This is a genomic window from Acuticoccus sp. I52.16.1, from assembly GCF_022865125.1.
Taxonomy (GTDB): Bacteria; Pseudomonadota; Alphaproteobacteria; order Rhizobiales; family Amorphaceae; genus Acuticoccus.
Map to the genome: position 1 here is coordinate 1,628,958 of NZ_CP094828.1, position 24,439 is coordinate 1,653,396.

Sequence of the window (24,439 nt, forward strand, 5' to 3'; positions counted from 1 at the left end):
ATCGGTTTCGCGGTTAGGTAAATATGAGTCATGCCACACATGGAAAGAAACCTTTCCGTGTATTGCTCATGGCACGTGACAATCCCTATCATCATCGTCGGTCGCGACACTGTCCTCGACGCCAGAAAAGACAGATACGATGTATGACTCCCAGCTTCGGACGATCATTGATCCGCCGTTGAACTGGGCGGCGCGTCGTCTTCGTCCGCTTCCGCTGACAGCGAACCAAGTTACCGTTGTCGGCGCGGTGTTCGGATTCTGTGCGGCGCTCGCCATTTTTTTCGGGGGGTTCGGCCTGGCGCTGGTCGCCATCGTGGCCAATCGCCTGGCCGACGGGCTGGACGGTGCGCTGGCGCGCCAGCAGGGCGCGACCAAGCTCGGCGGCTTCCTCGACATCGTGTTCGACTTCTTCTTCTACGGGGCGATCCCGCTGGCCTTCGCGCTGTACGACCCGGAGCGCAACGCGCTCGCCGCGGCGGTGCTCCTGGCGAGCTTCTACGCCAACGGCGCCACATTCCTCGGCTTCGCCGCGGTGGCGGCCGAATTGGACCTCACGACCGACGATCAGGGCAAGAAGACCATCTACTACTTCGCCGGGCTCGCCGAGGGGGCGGAGACGATCGCGGTCTTCGTCCTGATGGTGCTCGTCCCCTCGTTCTTCGTGTGGATCGCCTTCCTCTTCGCGCTCGTGTGCTTCGCGTCGGCGGGGGCGCGGGTCTATGCGGTGTGGGACAGCCTGTCGGTGCTGGACGACGACCCGGACGCCCTCGCAGGCCCCGCGCCGCCGGTCACCGATCCGACGTCTCCCAGCGCGGGTTGATCCAGGGCGCGGCATTCTCGGCCGCGAGCGGCGGGCGGCCGAGAATCAGGTCCGCCGCCTTCTCGCCCACCATGATCGACGGGCCGTTGAGGTTGCCGTTGGTGATGCGCGGGAAGATCGAGGAATCCACCACGCGCAGCCCCTCCACGCCGATCACCCGGCACTCGGGGTCGACGACCGCGGCCGGGTCGTCGGCGCGGCCCATGCGGCAGGTGCCGCAGGGGTGGTAGGCGCTCTCGGCATGCTCGCGGATGAACCCGTCGATCTCGTCGTCGCTCCGCAGCGCGGCGCCGGGCTGGATCTCCTTGCCCCGGTAGGGATCGAACGCCGCCTGAGCGAAGATCTCGCGCGTGAGGCGCACGCAGTGACGGAAGTCCCGCCAGTCCGCCTCGGTGGACATGTAGTTGAAGAGGATGCGCGGGGCCTCCTCGGGATCGGCGCTCTTCAAGGTGACCGACCCGCGCGAGGGCGAGCGCATCGGCCCGACGTGGGCCTGGAAGCCGTGCCCCTCGGCCGCGGCCTTGCCGTCGTAGCGCACGGCGATGGGCAGGAAATGGTACTGGATGTCCGGATACTCGACGCCGGGCGCCGAGCGCAGGAAGGCCGCGCTCTCGAACTGGTTGGAGGCGCCGAGCCCGGTCTTGAAGAACAGCCACTCGGCCCCGGCCAGCGCCTTTCCGAGAAGGTTCCAGTGCTTGTACAGCGTGATCGGCTGCGTGGCCGCCTGCTGAATATAGACCTCCAGATGATCCTGAAGGTTGGCGCCGACGCCGGGCCGGTCGGCGCGCACCGCGATGCCGTGCTCGGCGAGGTGAGCGGCCGGCCCGATGCCGGAGAGCATGAGGAGCTTGGGCGAGTTGATCGACGAGGCGGCGAGGATCACCTCGCGCCGCGCGCGGATCACCTCGACCGCCCAGTCCCCGCGGGCGATCTCGACGCCGACGGCGCGCCCGTCCTCGAACACCACGCGGCGCGCGAGGCCGCGCTCCAGGGTCAGGTTGTCACGCTTCAGGGCAGGCTTGAGGTAGGCATTGGCGGTGGACCAGCGGCGGCCGTTCCAGACCGTCTGCTCCATCGGCCCGAAGCCCTCCTGCTTTTCGCCGTTATAGTCGGGCGTGAGCTCGAAGCCGGCCTGCTTGCCGGCCTCGACGAACGCCGCGAACAGCGGGTTCCGGCGCGGGCCGCGGGTGACGTGGAGCGGCCCGTCGGTGCCGCGCCAGGCCGGATCGCCGCCATGGCCGCCGTCGTGCCAATTCTCCATGCGCTTGAAGTACGGCAGCACGTCGGCATAGCCCCAGCCGGTGGCGCCCTCATCCTGCCAGTGATCGTAATCCTTGGCGTGGCCGCGGACGTAAACCATGCCGTTCACCGACGACGACCCGCCGATCACCTTGCCGCGAGGCGTGACCAGGCGGCGCCCGCCGAGGTGCGGCTCCGGCTCGGAGACGAACCCCCAGTCGTAGCGGGCCATGTTCATGGGGTAGGACAGCGCGGCCGGCATCTGGATGAACGGCCCGATATCGGTGCCGCCGTACTCGACGACGACGACGCGGTGGCGGCCGTCCTCGGACAGGCGCGAGGCGAGCGCGGCGCCGGCGGACCCGGACCCCACGATGACGAAATCGGCTTCCATGCAAGACCTCCGAGACTCTGGCTGCCGGCTGGCACGGCGTGCCGGGGTGCGGGCGGGTCAAGGGCGCGAAGCGGCGAAGCGAACCCTTGACGCGCCCGGACCCCGGCGCAGGCTTGTCCAGGTGTTCAGATCGGGGGGCCGCTTCTTCAGCGGCCGTCCGACCTGAACGCCTGCCCATCGGCGAGATGGGGGGAGCGCGAGGGAGGAACGCCCTCGCTACCGAGGCTCACCGCGGCAGCGGGCCGCCGGCGGCACGAGGCGCCTCAATACGGGCTCTCCACCCGCCCCAGACCGACGTGCACGGTCTTGCGCTGGGAATAGAATTCGATCGCCGCATGCCCGTTCTCCCGCCCGACGCCGGACGCCTTCACACCGCCGAACGGCTCCTCGACCGGCGTCAGGTTATAGGTGTTGATCCAGGTCATCCCGGCCTGCAGCGCCGCGGCGACGCGGTGCCCGCGCGCGAGATCACGGGTGAACACCCCGGCGGCCAGCCCGAACGGCGTCGCATTCGCCCGCGCCACCGCCTCGTCCTCGGTGGCGAACGTGAGGAGCGAGAGGACGGGACCGAAGATCTCTTCGCGGGCGATGGTCATCTCGTCGGTCACGCCGTCGAAGACGGTCGGCTCGACGAAGGCGCCCTTCTCGAACGCTTGGCCCTGGGGCGCGCGGCCGCCGATGGCGATGCGGGCCCCCTCGCGGCGGCCGATGGCGATATAGTTCATCACCTTGTCGCGCTGAGCGTAGGAGATGAGCGGCCCCATATGGGTCTCGGGATCGGCCGGGTCACCGAGGCGGATGGCGCCGGTGCGCTCCACGAGGCGCTGGAGGAAGCGGTCTTTGATGCCGTCCTGCACGAAGACGCGGGTGCAGTTGGAGCAGATCTGCCCGGCCGAATAGAAGTTGCCCAGCATCGCCCCGCCAACGGCGTCCTCGATATCGGCATCGTCGAACACCAGGAGGGGCGACTTGCCGCCCAATTCCATCGTCACGTGGCGCACGCCTTCGGCCGCCGCGGCATAGACCTTGGCGCCGGTCGGCACCGAGCCGGTCAGCGAGACCTTGGCCGTCGCCGGATGGGTCGAGAGCGCAGCGCCGACCTCGCCCATCCCCTGCACCACGTTGAAGAGCCCGGCCGGCGCCCCCGCCTCCATCAGGATCTCGGCGATCTTCAGCGCGCACAGTGGCGTCAGCTCGGACGGTTTGAAGACCATCGCGTTGCCGCAGGCGAGCGCAGGGGCGGCCTTCCAGCAGGCGATCTGCGTCGGGTAGTTCCAGGCGCCGATGCCGACGCACACCCCCAGCGGCTCGCGCACGGTGTAGGCGAAGTCGCCACCGAGCGGGATCGCCTCGCCCTGGATGCCGGGCGCAAGCGTGCCGAACCACTCCAGCGCGTCGGCGCCGGACGTCGCATCGGCCACCAGCGTCTCCTGGATGGGTTTGGCGGTGTCCAGCGTTTCGAGCGCCGACAGTTCCTCGTTGCGATCCCGGATCAGCTCGGCGGCGCGGCGCAGGACGCGGCCCCGCTCGGCCGGTGCGGTGGCGGCCCATTCCTTCTGCGCGCGGACCGCGGCGGCCATCGCCTTCTCGATCACGGCGGGCGTGGCGGCGTGGACGCGGGCGATCACCTCGCCGGTGAAGGCATAGACGTCGTCGATCGGCGCGCCGGCGTCGTCCTCGAGGTAGGCGCCGTCGACGAAGTGGCTGGCGGTGGGCTGGGCGCGCATCATTCTCCCCTCGGGTAGCGCTGGCGGTCTTCGAGGTCGTTCAGGTCGTGCTTGTTGCGCATGTAGCGCTCGGACGCCTTCTTCAACGGCTGGAAGTCCCACGGGTACTCGGCGCCGACGCGCAGCGCCTCGTAGACGACGAGGCGGCGGGCCTGCGAGAAGCGCACATCGGCATCGAACGCGGCCATGTTCCAGCGGGCGTCGATCTCGGCGCGCATCGTGGCGGCGATCTCGGCGTAGGCGGGGTCGTCGGCGAGGTTCACCTGCTCGTGCGGATCCTCGGCGAGATCGTAGAGCTGCGGCGGGTCGAGCTCGCAGTGAATGTACTTGAACCGCCGGTCGACGAGGCCGACGAGCGGCGCCTCGGACGCTTCGGCCGCGTACTCCATCGGCACGGCCCCGCGCGGCGCCCCGTTCGCGACCGGCACGAGGCTGACCCCGTCGGTCCACGGCGCCACTTCGGCGAGGTCGATGCCGACGAGGTCGGCGAGGGTGGCGGTGACGTCGATGGTGGAGACGGGCGTCGCGACGCGGCCGGCGGGCATGCCGGGGGCGGCGATCATCAGCGGCACGCGGGCCGACCCCTCGAAGAAGCTCATCTTGAACCACAGCCCGCGCTCTCCAAGCATGTCGCCATGGTCGGAGAGGAAGAGGACGATGGTGTCGTCCGCCTGGTCGGTCGCCTCCAGCGCGGCCATCACCTCGCCGATCTTTTCGTCGATGTAGGAGACGTTGGCGAAGTAGGCGCGGCGCGAGCGGCGGATGTCGTCGGCGGTGATGGCGTAGTTGCGCCAGTCGTTGGCGTCGAAGATGCGCTGCGAGTGGCGGTCGTGCTCGGCGTAGTCGAGGGCGGGGATCGTCGGCGCGAGGTGCGCGCAGTCCGCGTAGAGGTCCCAGTGCTTGGTGCGCGCGACGTAGGGGTCGTGCGGGTGCGTGAAGGATACGGTCAGCATCCAGGGCCGGTCGTCGTTACGGCGGCCGAGATCGTAGACCTTGCGCGTCGCCTCGTAGGCGACCTCGTCGTCGTATTCGAGCTGGTTGGAGATCTCGCCGACCCCCGCCCCGGTGACCGAGCCGAGGTTGTGGTACCACCAGTTGATGCGCTCGCCGGGCCGGCGATAATCCGGCGTCCAGCCGAAGTCGGCGGGGTAGATGTCGGTCGTCAGCCGCTCCTCGAAGCCGTGGAGCTGGTCGGGGCCGACGAAGTGCATCTTGCCCGCCAGCGTCGTGGCGTAGCCGGCGCGGCGCAGATGGTGCGCGTAGGTGGGCGTGTCGGAGGCGAACTCGGCGGCATTGTCGTAGACGCGGGTGCGGTGCGGCAGCTGGCCGGCCATGAAGGCGGCGCGGCCGGGGGCGCACAGCGGCGAGCCGGTGTAGGCGTTGGCGAACCGGGTCGAGCGGGCGGCGAGCCGGGCGAGGTTCGGCGTCTTCAGGAAGTCGGCCGGGCCGTCGGGAAACAGCGTCCCGTTCAGCTGATCGGCCATGAAGATCAGGACGTTGGGCTTATCGCTCATGGTTGGTCCTGTTCAGGCAGAGGTCGAGATAGTCCGACACCATGGCGATGGCGTCGGCACGGTCGGGGGCGCGGTCCTGGAGCGCGGCGCGGATGTAGAGCCCGTCGATCATCGAGGCGAGGCCTTGGGCGATCCGCCGCGCCTCGTCCTCGGCGACGATCCGGCGCAGCGCGTGGACCATGTTGGAATCGAGCCGGCGGGCGTAGATCGCCAACAGACGCGAGGCGTCGGGCGAGCGGTGGGCGTGGACGTAGAAGTTCAGCCACGCGACGATCACCGACGGCTCGAACTGCTCCGGCGTGAAGCACGCCTCGAAGATGGCGGCGAGGCGGGCGCGGGGTGCCGTCGCGGCGCGCGTGCGCGCCCGCACCGAAGCGCCGAAGTCGGACAGGATGCGGCGCATGGCGGCCAGCAGGATCTGTTCCTTGGAGCCGAAATAGTGGTGCGCGAGGGCGGGCGAGACGCCGGCGCGGCGGGCGATGCGGCTGACGGTGACATCGAGCGAGCCCATGGCGCCGACCTCGACGATGGCGGCGCGGATGAGCGCATCGCGGCGCACGGGCTCCATTCCGACTTTCGGCATGGGTTGCCTTGGCCTCCGAGAGGGTCACTGTTTACATCTCCGGGCTACTGGTTTTTATTTGACTGGTCAATCAACATCCCCCGCGAAAGGAGACATGCCTCATGCGACGCACTGCCCTCCCCGCCCTTCTTCCGGCGCTGGCGCTTCTGGCCGGCACGGCGATGGCCGCTCCCGCCCACGCCGCCGACTGCGAGGAGCTCACCTTCTCCGACGTCGGCTGGACCGACATCACCGCCACCACGGCGCTCACCAAGACGGTGCTGGATGCGCTCGGCTACGACGTCGACGTGAAGGTGCTGTCGGTCCCGGTGACCTACGCGTCGCTGGAGAACGGCGACGTCGACGTCTTCCTCGGCAACTGGATGCCGACGATGGAGGGCGACATCGCGCCCTACCGCGAGAAGGGCACGGTCGAGACCGTGCGCGCCAATCTGGAGGGCGCCAAGTACACGCTGGCGACCAACGCCGCGGGCGCCGCGCTCGGCATCGCGACCTTCGCCGACATCGCCGCGCATGCCGATGAACTCGACGGCGAGATCTACGGCATCGAGCCCGGCAACGACGGCAACCGCCTGATCCTCGACATGATCGACCAGGACGCCTTCGGCCTGAAGGATTTCGAGGTGCGCGAGTCCTCCGAGCAGGGCATGCTGGCGCAGGTGGCGCGCGCCTCCAAGCGGGACGAGCCGATCGTCTTCCTGGGGTGGGAGCCGCACCCGATGAACGCCAACTTCGAGCTGACCTACCTCGAAGGCGGCGACGACTTCTTCGGCCCCGACCTCGGCGGAGCGACGGTCTACACCAACGTGCGCGCCGGGTTCATGGACGCGTGCCCGAACGTCGCCAAGCTCCTCGAAAACCTCGAGTTCTCGCTGGCGATGGAGAACGAGGTGATGGCGCTGATCCTCGACGAGGGCGAGGACGCCGACGATGCGGCCGGCTCCTACCTCGCCAAGAACCAGGACGTGCTGACCGGCTGGCTCGACGGGGTGACGACGCTCGACGGCGAGCCCGGCCTCGCCGCTGTGAAGGCCGCACTCGACGAGTAACGACGGCGGAGCGGCCGGCAGCCCCGGCCGCTCCCCTCTCCGCCGCCGATGCGGCATGGCGCTTGCCCCGCGGCGGGTGGTCCCGCGCGCCGCGACGTTGCCCAAAGACTCGAACCGGAGGGCCTCTTGGATTTCATCGAGGACTACAAAATCCCCGTCGGCGACGGGGCCGAGGCGGTGTTCGACTGGTTGCAGTCGCACGGCGGCTGGTTTTTCGACGGCCTCGCCGAAGGCCTGGAGTGGCTGATCGACTGGCTGCTGTGGTGCCTGCAATCGCCGCCTGCGCTCGTCCTGGTCGCACTGGCCGGCCTCGTCGCCTACGCCATCCAGCGCAACTGGAAGATCGCGCTCTTCGTGGTCCTCGGCTTCCTGTTCATCCTCAACCAGGGCTACTGGGAGGAGATGACCGAGAGCCTCACCCTCGTCATGTCGGCGTGCATCGTGTGCATGGCGGTGGGGGTGCCGATCGGCATCGTCGCGGCGCACCGGCCGCGGCTCTACCATGTGCTGCAACCGATCCTCGATCTGATGCAGACCCTACCGACCTTCGTCTACCTGATCCCGGCGATCGTCTTCTTCGGCATCGGCATGGTGCCGGGGCTGATCGCGACGGTGATCTTCGTGTTGCCGGCGCCGATCCGGCTGACCCAGCTCGGCATCGCGGCGACGCCCAAGCCGCTCCTCGAGGCGGCCGACGCGTTCGGCGCCACGGCCTGGCAGAAGCTCGTCAAGGTGGAGCTGCCTTACGCGCTGCCGCAGATCATGGCCGGACTGAACCAGACGATCATGCTGTCGCTTTCGATGGTGGTGATCGCAGCGCTCGTGGGGGCGGACGGGCTCGGCGTGCCGGTGGTGCGCGCGCTCAACCAGGTGAACACGTCGCTGGGCTTCGAATCGGGCTTCATCATCGTCGTCGTTGCGATCATTCTCGACCGGGTCCTGCGCATCTCGAGGCCACGTACATGAGCACCGCCGTCATTTTCGAGGATGTGAACATCGTCTTCGGCGACGACCCGCAGCGCGCGTTGCCGCTGATGGACGCCGGCAAAAGCCGGGCGGAAATCCAGGCGGAGACGGGTCAGGTGCTCGGCGTCCACGCCTGCTCGCTGGAGGTGGCGGAGGGTGAGATCCTCGTCCTGATGGGCCTGTCGGGCTCCGGCAAGTCGACCTTGCTGCGGGCGGTGAACCGGCTGAACCCGATCGCGCGGGGCCGCGTGCTGGTCCACGACGGGGCCGAGATGACCGACGTGACGGCCGCCGATAAGAAAACCTTACGTCATTTGCGGCGCGCGCGTATCGCCATGGTGTTCCAGCAGTTCGGACTGCTGCCGTGGCGCGACGTCGCGGACAACGTGGCCTTCGGGCTGGAGCTGTCGGGACTCGGCAAGGCCGAGCGCGAGGCGAAGGCGCGGGCGCAGCTGGAGCTCGTCGGCCTGTCCGACTGGGCGGAGAGGCGCGTCGGCGAGCTGTCGGGCGGGATGCAGCAGCGCGTGGGGCTCGCCCGCGCGTTCGCCACCGAAGCGCCGATCCTTTTGATGGACGAGCCGTTTTCGGCGCTGGACCCGCTGATCCGCACCCGTTTGCAGGACGAGTTGCTGGATTTGCAGCGCAACCTCAAGCGCACCATCATCTTCGTCAGTCATGACCTCGACGAGGCCTTCAAGATCGGCGATCGGATCGCCATCATGGAGGGCGGGCGGATCGTCCAATGCGGCACGCCCGCGGACATCATGCGCGCCCCGGCAAATGCCTATGTGGCTGATTTCGTGGCCAACATGAACCCGCTCGGCGTCCTGACGGCAGGCGACATCATGTCGACCGGCGTGGCCGGCGACAGTGCCCCCTCCGTGTCCGCGGACATGCGGATGCAGGAGGTGATGGGGATGCTGGGGTCCGACGAGACGGTCCGGGTGGTCGAAGGGGGAAGGATTTTGGGCACGATCAGCGCGTCGGACGTGGTTGCGGCGCTGGCGCCGAACGAGGAGCGGCGTTAGGCGTCTGGTATGCGCTGAGGCTATAGGGGTATGCAAAAGACTCTGGGGCACGCCCTTGTGAGTCGGCATAAGAACTGCTACGTAAGGGGCCGTGGTCGGGAAGGAGCGGCCACGCAGTGCCGACTTGCACTGCATGACACGCGCCGAGGACCGGCGCCCCAGCGACCGCGCGCCGGTCGCCGCCCCTGACACACCGGTTTTACCGCAAGAACGCGCCCGGCACGTGCCCCGGCGCACGGAAGTAACGTTTGACGACATTTTCGGACCTCGGCCTCGCCGAGCCCATCCTTCGCGCCACGACGGCGCAAGGCTATACCAACCCCACTCCCATCCAAGCGAAGGTCATCCCTGCCATGCTGGCGGGTGACGATGTCCTCGGTACCGCACAGACCGGTACTGGCAAAACTGCCGCATTCACCTTGCCGATCATCCATCGGCTCAACGGTCGGGGCCGCCCCGAGCCGCGCACCTGCCGTGCCCTGATCCTCGCGCCGACGCGTGAGCTGGCCGCGCAGATCGAAGAGAACGTGCGCGCGTACGCCGCCAACACCAAGCTGTCCAGCCTCGTCGTCGTCGGCGGCGTGAAGCCCGGCCCGCAGGAGCGCAAGCTCGCCCGCGGTGTCGACATTCTGATCGCCACCCCCGGCCGCCTCGAAGACCACATGCGCAACCGCGTCGTCACGCTCGACGCCGTGCAGGTCGCCGTGCTCGACGAGGCCGACCAGATGCTGGACCTCGGCTTCATCCCCGCCATCCGCCGCCTCTTCAAGGCGATGCCGCGCGAGCGGCAGACGGCGCTCCTGTCGGCCACCATGCCGTCGGAGATCCGCAAGCTGGCGGCCGACTTCCTCAACGCGCCGAAGGAGATCGCGGTCGCGCCCGTCTCGCGGCCGATCGAGGCGATCGACCAGTCGGTGCGCCACATGGACACCGGCGCCAAGCGCGAGGCGCTGAACACCCTCATGGCCGCGACCGAAGTCGAGCGCGCCATCGTCTTCACCCGCACCAAGCGCGGGGCGGACAAGGTGAGCCGTAACCTGGAGATCGCCGGCTGCAACGCCGTCGCGATCCACGGCAACAAGAGCCAGAACCAGCGCCAGCGCGCTCTCGACGCTTTCCGTGACGGGAGCGTCAAGGTGCTGGTGGCGACCGATATCGCAGCGCGCGGCATCGACGTTTCCGGCATTAGCCACGTCGTGAACTACGAGCTGCCGAACGTGCCCGAGGCCTATGTCCACCGCATCGGCCGCACGGCGCGCGCGGGCCGCTCCGGCATCGCCGTGTCGCTCTGCGCACCGGACGAGCTGAAGCTCCTGCGTGATATCGAGCGCCTCATCGGCCGCCGCCTCGCGGCCGAGAACGCCCCCTCTTCGACTGCCGAGACCGCCGCGGCCCCGGCCGCCAAGCGCTCTCGCCCGCGCCGGCGCAAGCCGGACACCCCGTCGAACACGCAACACCGCCGATCGGCTCCGGCCGATCGGTCCCGCTCCGGCGGCCGCCGGGCGGCAGTTTCAACTTCGCGGTCAGGCTCATCCGCAGCGCCGCAACAGACGATCTAGGAGACAACCATGGCCACTGGTTCGGTCAAATGGTTCAACAGCACCAAAGGCTACGGCTTCATCGCCCCTGACGAAGGCGGCCAGGACGTCTTCGTCCACATCAGCGCCGTCGAGCGGGCCGGTATGCGGGATCTCGCGGAAGGACAGAAGGTTTCGTACGAAATCGAAGTCGACCGCCGCCGCAACAAGTCCTCCGCGGTCAACCTGCGCGCGCTCTAAGCCGCCCGGGTGAACCTTCTCGGTTCGAGCCGCCGCTCGGACCCACGCGATCGAAAAGCCGCCTCCGGGCGGTTTTTCTCGTTGCGCCATACCGCCGGACGCCCCAGTTTCGCGACCCAATAAACGTCGCGACGACACTCTGGAGGACTTGTCCATGGCTCAGCCCTTTACCGGCGTCTGGCCCGTCGCCCCCACCCCCTTCCACGCCGACGGCACCCTCGACCTCGACGGCATGCGCCGCGTGATCGACTGCATCGTCGACCAGGGCGCCGACGGGGTCTGCATCCTCGCCAACTTCTCCGAGCAGTTCCTGCTGACCGACGCGGAACGGGCCGACGTGATGCGCGTCTCGCTGGAGCACATGGACGGCCGCATACCGGTCATCGTCACCTGCTCGCACTACTCGACGGACATCGTCGTCGACCGCGTGAGGAGCGCGAAGGCGCAGGGCGCGGCCATGGTGATGCTGATGCCGCCTTATCACGGCGCCCTTCTCAAGGGGACCGAGGCGCAGACCTACGAGCAGTTCGCCCGTGTCGGCGAGATCGGCCTTCCCATCATGATCCAGGACGCGCCGCTGTCGGGCGTGGAGCTGACGGTGCCCTTCCTGGTGCGCCTCGCCGAGGAGATCGACGCGGTCCAATACTTCAAGATCGAGACGCCGCAGGCTGCCGCCAAGCTGCGCGGGCTCATCGAGGCCGGCGGCGCGGCGATCGTCGGCCCGTTCGACGGCGAGGAGGGTATCACGCTGATGGCCGACCTCGACGCCGGCGCCACCGGCTCGATGACGTCGGCGACGCTGCCGGACCTCGTCAAACCCGTCATCACCGCGCATGCCGCCGGCGACCGTGCCGGCGCCGCTGCGGGTTACGCCAGGATCCTGCCGCTCATCAATTACGAGAACCGCCAGTGCGGGCTGCGTGCGTGCAAGACCGTGATGATGGAAGGCGGGGTGATCGGCTCGGACGTGGTGCGCCACCCGATGCCGCAGCTGCACCCGGCGACCCGCGCCGGCCTGCTGGAGCTGGCGCGCGAGCTGAACCCCGTCGCCCTCACCTGGGGCCGCTGAGCCGACCCGCGCCGCTCAGCCGCGGATCAGCACCGTGGCGAGCGGCAGGCCGGGGCCGACGAAACGCATCGTCTGCACCGTCTCCAGCAACGCCGTCTTCGAGGTGAGGCCCGTCTTCACGGCGACCGCCACCACGTCCGCCTCCGCGGCGAGCGCCTGCGCATCGGGGTGATCGACGATGGTCGGCAGGTTGATCAGCACCACGTCGAACCGGCGAACCAGCGCATCGATCAGCGCGCCCATGCCGGCGGCCCGGTAGAGGGCGGGATCGCTACGGCGGCCGGCGGCGAGGTATTTCAGCGGCGTCGACGGGTCGATCTGCAACGCCGCGTCGATCTCCCCGCCTTCGGCCACCAGATCCGAGACGCCGAACTCGTTCACCCCGCCGAGCCTGAGGTGGATCGTCGGCCGGGTGAAGTCGGTGTCAACGAGGACCGCCTCCTCGCCGGCCACCGCGCAGGCCTGCGCCAGCGCCGTCACCAGCGCGCCGTGGCCGACACGCTCGTCCGCGCCGGTGATGGCGACGATCGTGGTGTCGCGCCCCCCCGAGCCCAGCACGAGCGCCGCGCGAAGGTGGGTGATCGCCTCCGCGAAGGCCGCATTGCGCCGCCGCCAGCTTCCGAGCGAGGTGATCGTCGGCCGGGCCGGCGGCACCGGCGGCACCAGCGCGACCGGCGCGATCCCCACCGTGCGGCGCACGTCCGCGCGGGTCCGGATGCGCTGGTCCAACAGCGCCAGGCCGATGATCAGCGCGAACGCCGCGCCGCCCGACAGGATACCGCCGCCCGCCACCACCAGCATCCGCTTGGGCCCCGAGGGCTGCGTCGGCGCCACGGCGGGGGCGACGATCCGCCCGCCCGCGCGCTCCAGGCCGGCGGTGCCTTGCGCCTCGTTGTAGCGGTTGAGCAACGCCTCGTAGACGCGCCGCGCCGCCTCGACCTCGCGCTCCAGCCGGCGCAGCTCGATCTCGGCCTCGCGCTGCTCGACGAGCTGGTCGCGCAGGATGTCCACCTGCCGCCGCAGCGCCGCGACGCGCTCGGCCTCCGCGTCGGCGGAGCTACCCAGCGAGCTGACGATCTTCTGCGTCTCGGTGGCGATCGTCTGCCGCAGCGCGGCGAGCGCCTCGCGCGCCTGGATGAGGCGGGGGTGCGAGGGCTGGTAGAGCGCATCGAGCTCCGACACCACGCGTTCCTGCGTCGCCACCTGGGTGCGCAGCTGCTGGATCAGCGGCGAGGCGACGACCTGCGGCAGCGCGCCGTCCTCGCCCCCGCGCAGGTCGTTCGCCGCGTCGGCCTGCGCCAGCGCCGCCTGCGCGCGGATCAGCTCCTCGTTCATCCGGCCGAGCTGCTCGGTGAGGATGGTCGTCCCCGCCCCTTCCGCGATGCGGCTCTGGGCGCGGAAATCCTGCAGCGCCCTCTCCCGCTCGTCGAGGTCGCGCCGCAGATCGCGCAAGCGGATGGAGATCTGCGCGATCGCGTCGGTCGCCAGATCGCGCTGGGCGGAAATGTCGAGGTCGAGGTATTGGCGCATCACCTCGTTGACCACCGCGGCGGCGAACCGCGGGTCCCGCGCCTCGTAACGCACGGAGACGACGAACGAGCGCCCCGTCGGCGCGACGGTGAGATTCTGCCGCAGCGCCGAGACGATCTGCGCCCGCGCCATGCCGCGATCCATGCCGCCCGGCTCTTCCAGCTCCAAGGCGGGGTTCACGGCCGAGAATTCGAGCCCCAGCTCGTCCACCACCCGCTCCAGCACGGTGTAGGACTGGATGACCTGAACCTCGGTCTCGGTCACGGTCTCGGGCGGGACGTAGCCGCGGTCGGCCTGCCGGGTGGGGAAGATCTCCTCCCGCCCGGCGTCGAACGCGACGAGACCGCCGGCGGTATAGGTGTTGGGCAGCCGCCCGGCGACGATCGCGGCGGCGAGCACCCCGGCGACGACGATCGTCACCAACAGCCACTTGTACTGCCAGGCGACGTCGATCAGCCACAGGATCGGCTCGAGCGGGTTGGGGGGCGCGGGCTCGGACGTCTCGCCGGCGCTGTCGATCGTGGTCATGGCCGTGCGGCATCCTCGCCGCGCACGTCCGCGCGCGCCGCACCGTGCCGCAGCGGGCGACGGCGGCGCGCCTCGCGCTCATGCGGCGAGGGGCCAAGGCGAACAGGAGTGAAGACCACGTGTCTCCCGACCGGATCGAAGTGTTGAGACGGCTCGTTCAGGTCTGCTGCTCACGCATGCGATATACCCGCTGAATAGGCTAGGCGACTCACTATAGAACGAAAACGCCAATTCTGGCACGCTGCCCGCTCGGAGCGAGGGGGTCGCCGGGCCAAAGTCCCACAGGAGAGCGCGTCATGGGGCGGACAATCCCTGTGGATCATTCGCGATCGACCGCCGCCGGTCGCTCCTGGCCGCACGCCGCCCCCCTCGCCGGCGCCACCGCGCCCCGTCGCAATCGCTCCCGCGGGCTAGCACCGGTTAACACATTAGGTGTAAGCCACTTTTCGAAGTTGTTGGTGGACGACTGGCTTGAACAACCTATGAATGGGCGGCGTGCTCATCTCAGCCGAACGAGTTGTTGATGATGGCTGACGGAAGACATAGCGACCAACACGCTGAAAACCCCGCCGATCCTGCGGCGGCTCGAGCGTCTGATCCTGTGTCCGCCGCGTCGGACGGCGACGATGCGGCCGTGGCCGGCGCGCCTCCCGCGCCCTATTCCATCCCGCGTCGCCCGCCGCAGAAGCCGCGAATCATTTCGTTGCGTCTGGTCGACCGATTTTTGCGCTTCGGCGATTTCGCGATTCCGCTCGTGGTCGGCATCCTCGTCTCGTGGGTGCTGATGGGCGAGCAGAAGATCATCCAGAACGTGGTGATCTGCTTCGCGACGTCGGTGCTCTTCGCGCAACTCTTGGCGCGCCGCGCCGTATACATGACGCAGGCACACGTCTTCAGCATCCGCCTGGTGATGCAGCTGCTGCAGACGCTGGTCTTCACCTTCGTCGTGGTGACCGCGATCGCCTTCCTGCTCGACGTGCCGGGCTATACGCGCCAGTGGATCCTGTGGTGGTTCGCCGCGTCCGAGGCGTGCATCTTCGTCTACCGCCTGATGGTGACGATCTCGCTGCGCATCGCCATGGTGCACGGGCGGTTGCAACGCCGGATCGCGGTCTACGGCGGCGAGGAGAAGGGCGCGAGCATCATCACGCACCTCCTGTCGACCGAGGACCAGCACTACACGATCACCGGCTTCTACGACGATCGCGCCAACCGCGTGCCGGACGAGATCGACGGCATCCCGCGGCTGGGCGGCGTGGACGAGCTGATCGCCGCCGCGGAGGCCGGCGAGATCGACGAGGTCGTGCTGGCGCTGCCGCTCTCCCCGCTCGACCGGCTGACCGGCATCCTCAACCGCCTGGCCGGCTCCTCCGTGACGGTGCATTTCGCGCCGGACCCGGTGTTGTGGCAGTTCTTCGACCGGCCGTTCGACCATATCGGCGGCGCGCCGATGCTGCGCGCCCTCGCCTCGCCGATCCAGGGGTGGGCCGCGATCGCCAAGTTCGTCGAGGACCGGCTGATCGCGCTGGTGCTGATCATCATGCTGCTGCCGGTGTTCGCCGTCATCTCGCTGGCGATCTGGGTCGAGACGGGCAAGCCGATCCTGTTCCGCCAGCCCCGGCGCGGCTGGAACGGTTCACTCTTCACCATCTACAAGTTCCGCACGATGAAGGTCGACAACGAGGACCTCGCCGGTGCCACGCAGGCGACCCGCAACGACCCGCGCGTGACCCGCGTCGGGCGAATCCTGCGACGCACCTCGCTCGACGAGCTGCCCCAGCTCCTCAACGTGCTGAACGGCGACATGAGCCTCGTCGGCCCGCGCCCGCACGCGCTCGGCACCACGACCGAGGGCAAACCCTTCGAAGAGGCGGTGCAGCATTACATGGTCCGCTACCGGGTCAAGCCGGGGATCACCGGCTGGGCGCAGATCAACGGCTGGCGCGGTGAGACGGACACCAGCCAGAAACTCCTCGGCCGCGTGCGTTACGACATCGAGTATATCGAGAACTGGAGCTTCTGGCTCGATCTCTACATCCTCATGATCACGCCGCTGGCGCTGATCGTCCGCTCCAAGAACGCCTACTGACGACGCGGGGCGGACGCCCCGCTGCGCGGCAAAGCGGTGGACGAGGCGTCGCCGCCGCCGCCGGTTTACCCGTTGCTAACCATAAAGCGCGACCGTCAGGCCCTGTCTCCTTGGGGCTAGTCATGCGCCGCGTCGCCGCCTTCGCCGTTCTCTCGCTGCTCTCGGCCTGTGCCGCCGACCGGGGCGAGCCGTGCCCGCCCGGCACCGCGGCCGCGCCCTGCCCCGTCTACAAAACGCCGGAGGAAGCCGCGCTGGCGCCGGCCTGCGGGCGCTGCGGCGGCGGCCCGGCGCCCCAGCCGGTGGCCGACTTCTACCCCGTACCGCGCGGTTTCCAGCCTTGGGCGGAGGGGTTCGAGGGCGACATGCGCTTCGTCGTCGGCGACGAGCTGCGCATCACCCTCCCGTTCTACGACGACGAGGACGTCACGACGACCGTCGCGCCGGACGGCAAGGTCTACATCGGCCTCCTCGGCGGGGTCCCGGCGGCGGGCCGCGCGGCGCCGGAGCTGACGCGCGACCTCGAGCGTCGCTACGCGAAATATCTGCGCTTCCCGGACGTCGGCGTCATCCCCGTCAACCTGTCCAACCGCGAGGTGTTCGTCGGCGGCGAGGTCGGCAACCCGGGCGCGCTGCCGTTGCGCGGGCCGACGGGGGTGCTGGAGGCGGTCTTCGCCGCCGGCGGGTTCGAGGATACGGCGTACATGAAGAGCGTCGTCCTCATCCGGCGCGGTCCGAACGACCTGCCGATGATGCGCTTCCTCGACCTGAAGAGCTTCGCCAACGACGGGACGCCGACCGAGAACACGCTGCTCCAGCCGTTCGACATCATCTTCGTGCCGAAGAGCCCGATCGCCAAGGTCAATCAGTTCGTCGCGCAGTACATCGAGGGCGTGATCCCGTTCAACCAGAACATCCAGTACACGGTGATCCCCGGCCAGTAACGCGGCGCGGCCGCCCTATGCGGCCGCGTGGTTGCGGCGCCAGATCTCGCCGGTTCGCGCCTCGATCTCCTCCACCGCGCGCCGCCGGCCGACGACGAGCGCCCGCCGCTGGTAGGCGCGCACGAACCGGCGCAGCTCCGGATCGTCCACCTGCGGCACGCCTTTGCGCCACGCGTCGAGATAGCCGAGGAACATGTTGACGCCGCCGATCACATAAGGCGGCTCCAGCGCCCGGAAGGCGCAGGTGGCGGCGAAGTAGAGCAGGTCGCTGCCCATCACGTATTGCCCCATCCCGTGCCGACGGCGGCCGACGTGCACGCTGGTCTGGCTCGACCCCATCGGCCGCAGGTGGACGAAGCGCAGCTCCGGGTCGTCCCAGCTGCGCGAGATCCAGCCGAGCTGACGCGAGCGGTGGGCGTCGATCGCGTCCCACATCACCATCGGCACGAAGCCGCCGATCTCCCGGAAGCAGGACGTGCGGTAGAACTTCGTCATCCCGACGGACATCTCGTCGCCCCGCCGCTCGCTGACCAGGGTGCCGTCCGCGCGGCGGTTGTAGGGCTTGCCGCTACAGCTGCCGAGGCGTGGCTCGGCCTCCATCCGCCGGATCAGCTCCTCGAAGTAGCGGGGCGGCAGCTCCAGATCGAGGTCCATCTTGGTGACGTAGGTGAAGGCGTCGAGATCGAGGTGGGCGAGACCGGCATTGAACGCCTCGACGACGCCGCCGCCGACGGCGCGGAAGCCGCGGTCCGGCTTCGGCACGACCCTGATCCACGGGTGCTCGCGGGTGTATTCGGCGAGGATCTCGGGCGTCGCGTCGGTGGACCCGTCGTCGACGATGATCCACGTGTCGGGTCGCACGGTCTGCGCCACCACCGTGTCCAGCGTACGGCGCATGTACTCGGCCTCGTTGCGGCACGGTGAGATGATCGCATAGCTCATGGTCTGCCCCGTCTTGCCCCCTGTGCGCGCCTCACGATAGCCGCCCCGGCGCCGGCCCACGCAAGCCCGCGCCCGTCCGTCGTCCCCGAAGCGCCGGTGCGGCGCCCCTCAAGTGGCCGCGATGCGGCGCATGCAGGCGGCGATCCGCTCGCCCAGCAGCGGCACCAGCACGCCCGTCGAGACCGAGCGCTCGGCCCACGCCTTGGCGCGCCGGCTCATCGCCGCGAGCCGCTCCCGGTCGGCGAGGAGGGTGCGCACAGCCGCGGCGAGATCCTCATTGCTCTCGGCCACGAGGCCCAGGTCTTCGGCCAGGACCGGGATGCCCTCGCTGCCGATCGGCGTCGTCACCACGGGGATGCCCATGGCGAGCGCCTCGATGATCTTCAGCTTGGTGCCGCCGCCACTGCGGATCGGCGCCACGAGCACCGTGAAGCGCTCCAGCAGCGCCACCGGATCGTCGACGAAGCCGGGCAGCGCCACGCCGACGCGGGCGGCCTCCTCGGCCATCGCCTCGGTCGGATGGCGGCCCATCGCCACCGCCTCGCAGGCGACGCCCTGCGCCTTGAGGTGGGCGACCACACGGAAGAGGTCGAACGCGGCGCCGACATTGGGATAATAGCCGTAGTCCGCCATGAAGCCGATCACCGGTGCGGCGTCCGGCCGGGTCCCCTTGGGGTCGACCGCGAAGGCCCAGTCCTGCGCCACGTTGGGCACCGTCACCACCGGCCGGCCGATATTGCGCGCCAGGATGTCGCGGTCGTCGTCGGACACGGCCCAGTGCTCGTCGACCGCCGCGGCCTCGCGCTCCAGCCGCGCGAAGGCGCGGGCGTCCACCAGGGGGAAGAGTTTGCCGGGCCAGCGGCGGACGCGGGCCATGCGGTCGTAGTTGACCGTCTCGACATTGTGGTGGTCGAGCACGATCTGCGCATCGTCGAGGCCGAACGATGCCCGCAGGACGTAGAGCGACAGGCTGCCGAGGACGACGATGTCCGGCCGGTGGGCGTCGAGCGCGGCGCGCGCGGCGTCGAGCAGCGGGCCACGCTGGTATTTCTCCATCCAGCGGTTGCGATTGGCGAGTGCGGCGCGCAGGTGCACCGCCCCCTTCTGCAACTTGGAGCGGTCCGGCGCGCTGACGAAATCGGCCGCGAACCGCTCGCGCGTCGCCACCTCGCCGGCCGGGTCCGCGTCGCGTGACAGGACGAGGAAGCGCACGTCGGCGTGCTGGGCCATCGCCTGGCCGATCGTCTGGATGCGCACGCAATAACCGTTGCGCGCCGGGCGGGGGGCGGCCATCGTCACGTAGGTCACGCGCGGGCGTCGGGGGGTCTGCTCGGTCACGGAAGGGTGAGCCTTTCGCGGATCGGTCGCCGGTCGGTGCGCAGAAGCGTCATATAGCATGAGTGCTTCGCGCGGACGGAAAAGACAAGCGCGGGCGACGCCGCCGCGGCCTTGCAGAAGAACATGGTTTTCGCATCGTTGCCGACCAGCATGTCGCCGACGAATCTGGCGAATATTGCAGGAGCCGCTATATCCGGAGGAGGGTCGCCGCCGATGGCGGTGGCCGGGAGACATCCGGGACCGCGTGAGACGGTCGCCGGATCGATCGTGCGGTTAACCTTGGGTGCCGTTTTGCCGCGGGGCACGCCGCGCAGGATTTCGCGAAGAACCGGCTTGCCGGTACACAGGGTTCGAGCGTTGTTCTACAGCGGCGCGGGACCGGGGCTGCGAGCGGACACCGCCGCGCGGCCGAAGGTGCGAAAGATGACGCGTGAACGGTGTTGAGCTAATAGACGCAACGGTGAGTAGAAGTTTGAGGTGCAGGTCGTTTGCCGGGGGCCGAGCGAGGGCGCAACATGAGCGCTGACGAGGACGAGCCACTCAGACGCTCTATCGCCAGCCGTCTCCGGCGTCGCCGCCGGCCGCCCGACGCACAACCCGCCCCGGCGGCGAAGGAGGAGTTCGGCTATGCCGGCTGGACGATCCATGTCGACGGTTCGGACGGTGAGCCGGCGATGCCGACCGCCCACTTCGACCCGCCGCTGACCTCGCGCCTCGCCGATACGCCGCAGGCGGCGACCGTCGCGGCGGACGAGGATGCGCCGCCGCAGGCCAGCGCCGCGCCGCCGCGCGAGACCGACGGCACGTTCGACCCCGTGACGACGGACGTCTTCCCCGAGCGAGCGCCCCGTGCGCCGATCACCGCCCGGTACGCCACGCGCCCCGCCGCCGAGCCCACCGAGTGGGTGCCCGCGCCCGACAGCGCGCCCGCCCCGGCGAACGACGCCCCGTCCACCGCGCAAGCCGCCGCCGACACCGCGCCGAGCCCGCAAAGCCCCGAGGCCCCGGCCGGCACGGCGCCCGCCGACGCGGCCGGCGCCCACGGCGCGGCGACCGATACCGAGGCGCAGACGTCGTCGGCGACGCGGCCGGCATCCGAGGTGCCGACCCCCGCCACAGATGCGACGGCGACGCAAACCGCAACCGCCCAAGACGAGGCGCCGGCGCAGCCCACCGACACCAACAGCCCCGACACCGCCGACGCGGCGGATGCCGTGCCGCACCCCGTTTCGGCGACGCCCCCCGAGAACCCCGCGCCGGCCGCCCCCGTCGCGACGACGGATGAGGCCTCGAGCGCCGAGTTCGCCGCGCAGGCGCAGCCCTCCGACCTCGACGCCTCAGCCACCGCCGACGCGGCGACGACGGAGGCGCAGCCGGCGACGGAGCCGCAGACGGCCTCCGAAGACCCGGCCCCCGAATCCACCACGGCGCCGGCGGAGCAAGCATCAAGCGCCGCATCCGACGCGCAGACTGAGCCCCCCGGCCTCGACGCCTCAGCCACCACCGACGCGGCGACGACGGAGCCGCAGACGGCCTCCGAAGAGCCGGCCCTCGCATCCGACGCGCAGGCGGAGCCCCCCGGCCTCGACGCCCCAGCGGCCGCCGGCTCGGCGACGACCGAGCCGCAGCCGACGACGGAGCCGCAGCCGGGCTCCGAGCCGGCCGACGGCGTGGCGGAGGCGCCGGCGGGGGGAGCGCGCGCTGCGGATGCCATTCTCGCGGACGGGCCGGCCGATGCCGCACCGCCGGAGCACCGGCTGCCGCCGATCGAGGCGCCGAGCCTCCTGCCGCCGCCGCCTCCGTCCTACGCGCCCCCACCGCCTCCCCCGCCGGTCGACACCCAGGACGCCGACGACGGCGCGAGGACCGGCCGGCGCGGACGACCCTCGCCGCGACCCAGCCGGCGCTCGCGCATCGCCAGCGCCGGGATGATCGCCCCACCCGCCCCCGCCATCGACAGCGGCGAGCACAATCGCCGCGCACAGCGGATCGAAGGGGGCGGCAGCGTCGTCATCGCCGGCGAGCTGTTCGACCTCGTCGACTGGTCCGTCCTCGGCATCTCCGTCCGCTCCGACCAGCAACTCTACAAAGTCGGCGATGTCGCCCCGCTGGAGCTGGAGATCGACCTCGGCGATTACGCGGTGAACCTCGACATCGTGGGCGAGGTGATGAACCGCAACTCGCAGCGCACCGGCTGGCGCTTCCGCGACGCCAGCGAGGCCCAGCGCCAGGTGTTGCGTTCCCTCTCGCACGCCGTGCTCACTGGCCGGCCGTTCGCCGCCCCCCGCCCGCAGGAGGCCAGCGCCCCGCCCCCCGGCGCCAAGACACGGACGCGGCCGCCGCGCGAGCCGCGCCGGCCGTTCTTCAGCCCCATCGGGGCGGTGATGTCGCTCCCCTTTAATGCCGCGGTGATCGCCCTCGTCTCCGGCGTCGCGATCCTGGCGATGGACGGGCCCAAGCCGGCCTTCCTGGAGCGCTCCGAGGACGCCCCACCGCCGGTCCAGGCACAGATCGCCGCCGTCGCCGTCGAGCGGATCGCGCTGGTGGCGGATCAGTCCGGTCTGCTCGTGGCGTGGGAGGGAGAGCCGGGGCAGCCCTTCGCCGCGGGCGAAGCGCTCGTCACCCTCGCCAAGGAGACCGACGAGGCCGAGGCGCGCGTCATCGTCAGCCCCTGCGACTGCGTGCTGGCCCGCATCATCGCCCGCCAAGGCGAACGAGTGGAGGACGGCACCACCATCGCCCTCCTCTACGCGCTCGGCGTCGAGGGGCACGTGCAGGCGATGTTCGCCTCCGAAGAGGCACCGCGGCCCGGCGACCGCGTCGAGATCGACCTGCCCTATTCGGGCGAACACGTGAGCGGCACCGTCGCCGAGGTGGGTGAGCCGCGCGATCCGGACGCCTTCATCGGCCTGCCGCGGAACGAGTTGCGCGCCCCCGGCCGCGTCTACGCCAAGATCGAGACCGACACGGGCCTGCCCGCGGCACTCGCCGGCAGCCCGGTCGTGGTCAAGCGCGACCCGCCGAAGACCTGACGCCCCCCGCCCGCCGCTGCAAAAACGAGACGCTACGGCATTCCAGCGCGCATAGCTTCGCGCTATCGTCCGCCCGCCGCGGGGTCTCGCCGCGACCGGCCCCTCCCCCTCGGATTTCCTTTGACCCTCGACCTCCCTTCCATCGCCGTCTTCGCCTTCGCCGTCGCGCTCTTGGGCCTCTCCAAAGGGGGTCTTGCCGGAATGGGGATGATGGCGATGCCGCTCCTCCTCCTCGTCATGCCGCCGCCCGTCGCCGCCGGGCTGATGCTGCCGATCCTGATGACCCAGGACGCGCTGACGATCTGGATCTATCGCGGCAAATGGGACGTGTGGAACCTCAAGATCCTGATCCCCGGCGCCATCGTCGGCATCGCCATCGGCCTCGTCTCGTTCGCGGTGATGCCGGAGCGGGTGCTCCTCTTCGTGCTCGGCGCGGTGACGTTCGCGTTCGCGCTGCGGGGGCTGCTGGCGGGCAAGGCGCCGGCGCGCGTGCCGCATCCGGCGATCGGCGTCTTCCTCGGCGCGGTGTCGGGCTTCACGTCGACCATCCTGCACCAGGGCGGCCCGCCGTTTCAGATCTACATGCTGCCGCAGCGGCTACCGCGTGACGTCTTCATCGGCACCACGGTCATCTTCTTCTGGGCGATCAACCTGATGAAGCTGCCCGGCTTCATCGCGCTCGGCCAGCTCACACAGCACAATCTGATGATCGCGCTGGTGGCCGCCCCCTGGGCCCTCTTCATGACGTGGGTCGGCTCCAAGATCGCCCGGCGGATCGAGGTGGAGCGGTTCTACGTCATCATCCACTGGCTTCTGTTGCTCGTCGGCGTCAAGTTGCTGGCCGACGCGCTTCTTTGACGGCGCATCCAATCGACACGAGAAGGGGAGGAACCATGCGCGTTCTCATCATCGGCGGCGGCGGCTTCATCGGCCAGAAGATCGCCAAGGCGCTGGCCATGTCCGGCACGCTGCGCGGCGAGGCGATCACCCACCTCGAGCTGGCCGACATCACCGTCCCGCCCACTGTCGACGCTCCTTTCGGCGTGTCGCACCACGCGGTCGACGTGTCGGACAAGGCCAAGTGCGACGCGCTCTTCCAGTGCCAGCCGGACGTCGTCTTCCACCTCGCCGCCATCGTCTCGGGTCAGGCCGAGGCGGAGTTCGACACCGGCATGCGCGTCAATCTCAACGGGACGATCAACGTCTTCGAGGCGGCGCGGGCGCTCGGCACCAAGCCGGTGGTGGTGTTCTCGTCCTCGTGCGCGGTCTACGGCGGCGAGATCCCGGAGACGATCGAGGATTGGACCGGCCTCAACCCGCAGACCTCGTACGGCGCGCAGAAGGCGATCGGCGAGCTTTTGTGCACCGACTATTCGCGCAAGGGCTTCATCGACGGCCGCGCCCCGCGCCTGCCGACCATCACCATCCGACCCGGCAAGCCCAACGCGGCGGCCTCGTCGTTCATGTCGTCGATCTTCCGCGAGCCGCTCCAGGGGCAGACGGCGGTGTGCCCGGTCCAGCCGGACTATGCGCTGTGGTACCTGTCGCCGCGCAAGGTGGTCGAGAACCTCATCAAGTGCGCCGAGATCCCGGCCGAGAAGTTCGGCGAGAACCGCGCATTCGCGCTGCCGGGCCGCGTCGGCACCATCGGCGAGATGGTCGAGGCGATGCGCAAGGTGGCGGGCGACGAGCCGGTGAACCGGATCAAGTGGGAGCCGGACCAGGTCATCCTCGACATCGTCATGGGATGGCGCCCGCACATCGACCCGCAGAAGGCGTTGGCGCTGGGCCTCACCGCGGACGATTCGTTCGAGGACAACGTGCGCTACTTCCTGGAGGACGACATCCAGGTGCCGGCCGCCTGAGCCGCTC

General features: G+C 69.8%; 20 protein-coding genes. 12 read left to right on the top strand and 8 right to left on the bottom strand.

Going from position 1 to position 24,439, the window contains the following annotated elements; genetic code table 11:
- Positions 1-139: 139 nt before the first annotated feature.
- The gene (locus MRB58_RS07365) at positions 140-820 is read left to right on the top strand and encodes a CDP-alcohol phosphatidyltransferase family protein (RefSeq protein WP_256461708.1); all 681 of its coding nucleotides are present in this window, start codon (positions 140-142) and stop codon (positions 818-820) included.
- Here MRB58_RS07365 and betA read toward each other — a convergent pair.
- The 4 genes from betA to betI form a co-directional block, all read right to left on the bottom strand.
- Positions 789-2,453 carry a choline dehydrogenase gene (gene betA, locus MRB58_RS07370; RefSeq protein ID WP_244781081.1) on the bottom strand — a complete coding sequence of 555 codons (1,665 nt, stop codon included), beginning with the start codon at positions 2,451-2,453 and terminating at the stop codon, positions 789-791. The two genes, MRB58_RS07365 and betA, sit on opposite strands and share 32 nt — an antisense overlap.
- 263 nt (positions 2,454-2,716) lie before the next feature.
- A complete protein-coding gene (betB, locus tag MRB58_RS07375) occupies positions 2,717-4,180 on the bottom strand; it encodes a betaine-aldehyde dehydrogenase (protein WP_244781922.1) in 1,464 nt (487 codons plus the stop codon).
- Positions 4,180-5,694, bottom strand: coding sequence for a choline-sulfatase (gene betC, locus MRB58_RS07380; RefSeq protein WP_244781082.1), 1,515 nt, complete (start codon positions 5,692-5,694; stop codon positions 4,180-4,182). The genes betB and betC overlap by 1 nt, the downstream gene beginning before the upstream one ends.
- Positions 5,684-6,277: a transcriptional regulator BetI gene (betI, locus tag MRB58_RS07385; RefSeq protein ID WP_244781083.1), complete on the bottom strand. Its 594-nt coding sequence runs from the start codon at positions 6,275-6,277 to the stop codon at positions 5,684-5,686. Before betI ends, betC begins: the two co-directional genes overlap by 11 nt.
- 101 nt (positions 6,278-6,378) lie before the next feature.
- Here betI and MRB58_RS07390 point away from each other — a divergent pair, with 101 nt between their 5' ends.
- The 6 genes from MRB58_RS07390 (at position 6,379) to MRB58_RS07415 (ending at position 12,167) form a co-directional block, all read left to right on the top strand.
- Positions 6,379-7,326 (top strand): choline ABC transporter substrate-binding protein, encoded by a 948-nt coding sequence (locus MRB58_RS07390; protein ID WP_371747246.1) that lies wholly within the window; start codon positions 6,379-6,381, stop codon positions 7,324-7,326.
- 126 nt (positions 7,327-7,452) lie between these two features.
- Positions 7,453-8,292, top strand: a complete 840-nt coding sequence (choW, locus tag MRB58_RS07395; protein WP_244781084.1) for a choline ABC transporter permease subunit — start codon at positions 7,453-7,455, stop codon at positions 8,290-8,292.
- Positions 8,289-9,320: a choline ABC transporter ATP-binding protein gene (gene choV / locus MRB58_RS07400; protein ID WP_244781086.1), complete on the top strand. Its 1,032-nt coding sequence runs from the start codon at positions 8,289-8,291 to the stop codon at positions 9,318-9,320. Before choW ends, choV begins: the two co-directional genes overlap by 4 nt.
- A 248-nt stretch (positions 9,321-9,568) precedes the next feature.
- Positions 9,569-10,879: a DEAD/DEAH box helicase gene (locus MRB58_RS07405; protein ID WP_244781087.1), complete on the top strand. Its 1,311-nt coding sequence runs from the start codon at positions 9,569-9,571 to the stop codon at positions 10,877-10,879.
- 9 nt (positions 10,880-10,888) lie between these two features.
- Positions 10,889-11,098 (top strand): cold-shock protein, encoded by a 210-nt coding sequence (locus MRB58_RS07410; protein ID WP_075222227.1) that lies wholly within the window; start codon positions 10,889-10,891, stop codon positions 11,096-11,098.
- A gap of 154 nt (positions 11,099-11,252) precedes the next feature.
- Positions 11,253-12,167: a dihydrodipicolinate synthase family protein gene (locus MRB58_RS07415; protein WP_244781088.1), complete on the top strand. Its 915-nt coding sequence runs from the start codon at positions 11,253-11,255 to the stop codon at positions 12,165-12,167.
- 15 nt (positions 12,168-12,182) lie between these two features.
- Here MRB58_RS07415 and MRB58_RS07420 read toward each other — a convergent pair whose 3' ends face one another.
- Positions 12,183-14,225 carry an exopolysaccharide transport family protein gene (locus MRB58_RS07420; protein ID WP_244781090.1) on the bottom strand — a complete coding sequence of 681 codons (2,043 nt, stop codon included), beginning with the start codon at positions 14,223-14,225 and terminating at the stop codon, positions 12,183-12,185.
- A gap of 634 nt (positions 14,226-14,859) precedes the next feature.
- Here MRB58_RS07420 and MRB58_RS07425 point away from each other — a divergent pair.
- Positions 14,860-16,314, top strand: a complete 1,455-nt coding sequence (locus tag MRB58_RS07425; RefSeq protein ID WP_244781091.1) for an undecaprenyl-phosphate glucose phosphotransferase — start codon at positions 14,860-14,862, stop codon at positions 16,312-16,314.
- 122 nt (positions 16,315-16,436) lie between these two features.
- Complete coding sequence (locus MRB58_RS07430) at positions 16,437-17,255, top strand: polysaccharide biosynthesis/export family protein (RefSeq protein ID WP_244781092.1); 819 nt, start codon at positions 16,437-16,439, stop codon at positions 17,253-17,255.
- Between the two features lie 15 nt (positions 17,256-17,270).
- On the opposite strand, the gene MRB58_RS07435 is transcribed toward MRB58_RS07430, so the two are convergent.
- The 3 genes from MRB58_RS07435 to MRB58_RS07445 form a co-directional block, all read right to left on the bottom strand.
- Complete coding sequence (locus MRB58_RS07435; protein WP_244781093.1) at positions 17,271-18,197, bottom strand: glycosyltransferase family A protein; 927 nt, start codon at positions 18,195-18,197, stop codon at positions 17,271-17,273.
- 108 nt (positions 18,198-18,305) lie between these two features.
- Entirely contained in the window at positions 18,306-19,535 is a 1,230-nt protein-coding gene (locus MRB58_RS07440) for a glycosyltransferase (RefSeq protein WP_244781094.1), read from the bottom strand.
- Positions 19,532-19,687, bottom strand: a complete 156-nt coding sequence (locus MRB58_RS07445) for a hypothetical protein (protein WP_244781095.1) — start codon at positions 19,685-19,687, stop codon at positions 19,532-19,534. The genes MRB58_RS07440 and MRB58_RS07445 overlap by 4 nt, the downstream gene beginning before the upstream one ends.
- Before the next feature lie 363 nt (positions 19,688-20,050).
- Here MRB58_RS07445 and MRB58_RS07450 point away from each other — a divergent pair, with 363 nt between their 5' ends.
- The 3 genes from MRB58_RS07450 to denD all read left to right on the top strand — a co-directional run bounded on the left by MRB58_RS07450 (position 20,051) and on the right by denD (position 24,432).
- Entirely contained in the window at positions 20,051-22,567 is a 2,517-nt protein-coding gene (locus tag MRB58_RS07450) for a hypothetical protein (protein ID WP_244781096.1), read from the top strand.
- Positions 22,568-22,687: 120 nt separating this feature from the next.
- On the top strand, positions 22,688-23,425 hold the full coding sequence (locus MRB58_RS07455; protein WP_244781097.1) for a sulfite exporter TauE/SafE family protein: 738 nt from the start codon (positions 22,688-22,690) through the stop codon (positions 23,423-23,425).
- Positions 23,426-23,460: 35 nt separating this feature from the next.
- Positions 23,461-24,432 (top strand): D-erythronate dehydrogenase, encoded by a 972-nt coding sequence (denD, locus tag MRB58_RS07460; protein ID WP_244781098.1) that lies wholly within the window; start codon positions 23,461-23,463, stop codon positions 24,430-24,432.
- Positions 24,433-24,439 lie beyond the last annotated feature (7 nt).

Excerpts from the sequence above, each read along its gene's own strand:
- MRB58_RS07365 (WP_256461708.1), top strand. The coding sequence starts at position 140 with ATGTATGACTCCCAGCTTCGGACGATCATTGATCCGCCGTTGAACTGG.
- betA (WP_244781081.1), bottom strand. The coding sequence starts at position 2,453 with ATGGAAGCCGATTTCGTCATCGTGGGGTCCGGGTCCGCCGGCGCCGCG.
- betB (WP_244781922.1), bottom strand. The coding sequence starts at position 4,180 with ATGCGCGCCCAGCCCACCGCCAGCCACTTCGTCGACGGCGCCTACCTC.
- betC (WP_244781082.1), bottom strand. The coding sequence starts at position 5,694 with ATGAGCGATAAGCCCAACGTCCTGATCTTCATGGCCGATCAGCTGAAC.
- betI (WP_244781083.1), bottom strand. The coding sequence starts at position 6,277 with ATGCCGAAAGTCGGAATGGAGCCCGTGCGCCGCGATGCGCTCATCCGC.
- MRB58_RS07390 (WP_371747246.1), top strand. The coding sequence starts at position 6,379 with ATGCGACGCACTGCCCTCCCCGCCCTTCTTCCGGCGCTGGCGCTTCTG.
- choV (WP_244781086.1), top strand. The coding sequence starts at position 8,289 with ATGAGCACCGCCGTCATTTTCGAGGATGTGAACATCGTCTTCGGCGAC.
- MRB58_RS07410 (WP_075222227.1), top strand. The coding sequence starts at position 10,889 with ATGGCCACTGGTTCGGTCAAATGGTTCAACAGCACCAAAGGCTACGGC.
- MRB58_RS07415 (WP_244781088.1), top strand. The coding sequence starts at position 11,253 with ATGGCTCAGCCCTTTACCGGCGTCTGGCCCGTCGCCCCCACCCCCTTC.
- MRB58_RS07420 (WP_244781090.1), bottom strand. The coding sequence starts at position 14,225 with ATGACCACGATCGACAGCGCCGGCGAGACGTCCGAGCCCGCGCCCCCC.
- MRB58_RS07430 (WP_244781092.1), top strand. The coding sequence starts at position 16,437 with ATGCGCCGCGTCGCCGCCTTCGCCGTTCTCTCGCTGCTCTCGGCCTGT.
- MRB58_RS07435 (WP_244781093.1), bottom strand. The coding sequence starts at position 18,197 with ATGAGCTATGCGATCATCTCACCGTGCCGCAACGAGGCCGAGTACATG.
- MRB58_RS07445 (WP_244781095.1), bottom strand. The coding sequence starts at position 19,687 with ATGCTGGTCGGCAACGATGCGAAAACCATGTTCTTCTGCAAGGCCGCG.
- MRB58_RS07450 (WP_244781096.1), top strand. The coding sequence starts at position 20,051 with ATGAGCGCTGACGAGGACGAGCCACTCAGACGCTCTATCGCCAGCCGT.
- denD (WP_244781098.1), top strand. The coding sequence starts at position 23,461 with ATGCGCGTTCTCATCATCGGCGGCGGCGGCTTCATCGGCCAGAAGATC.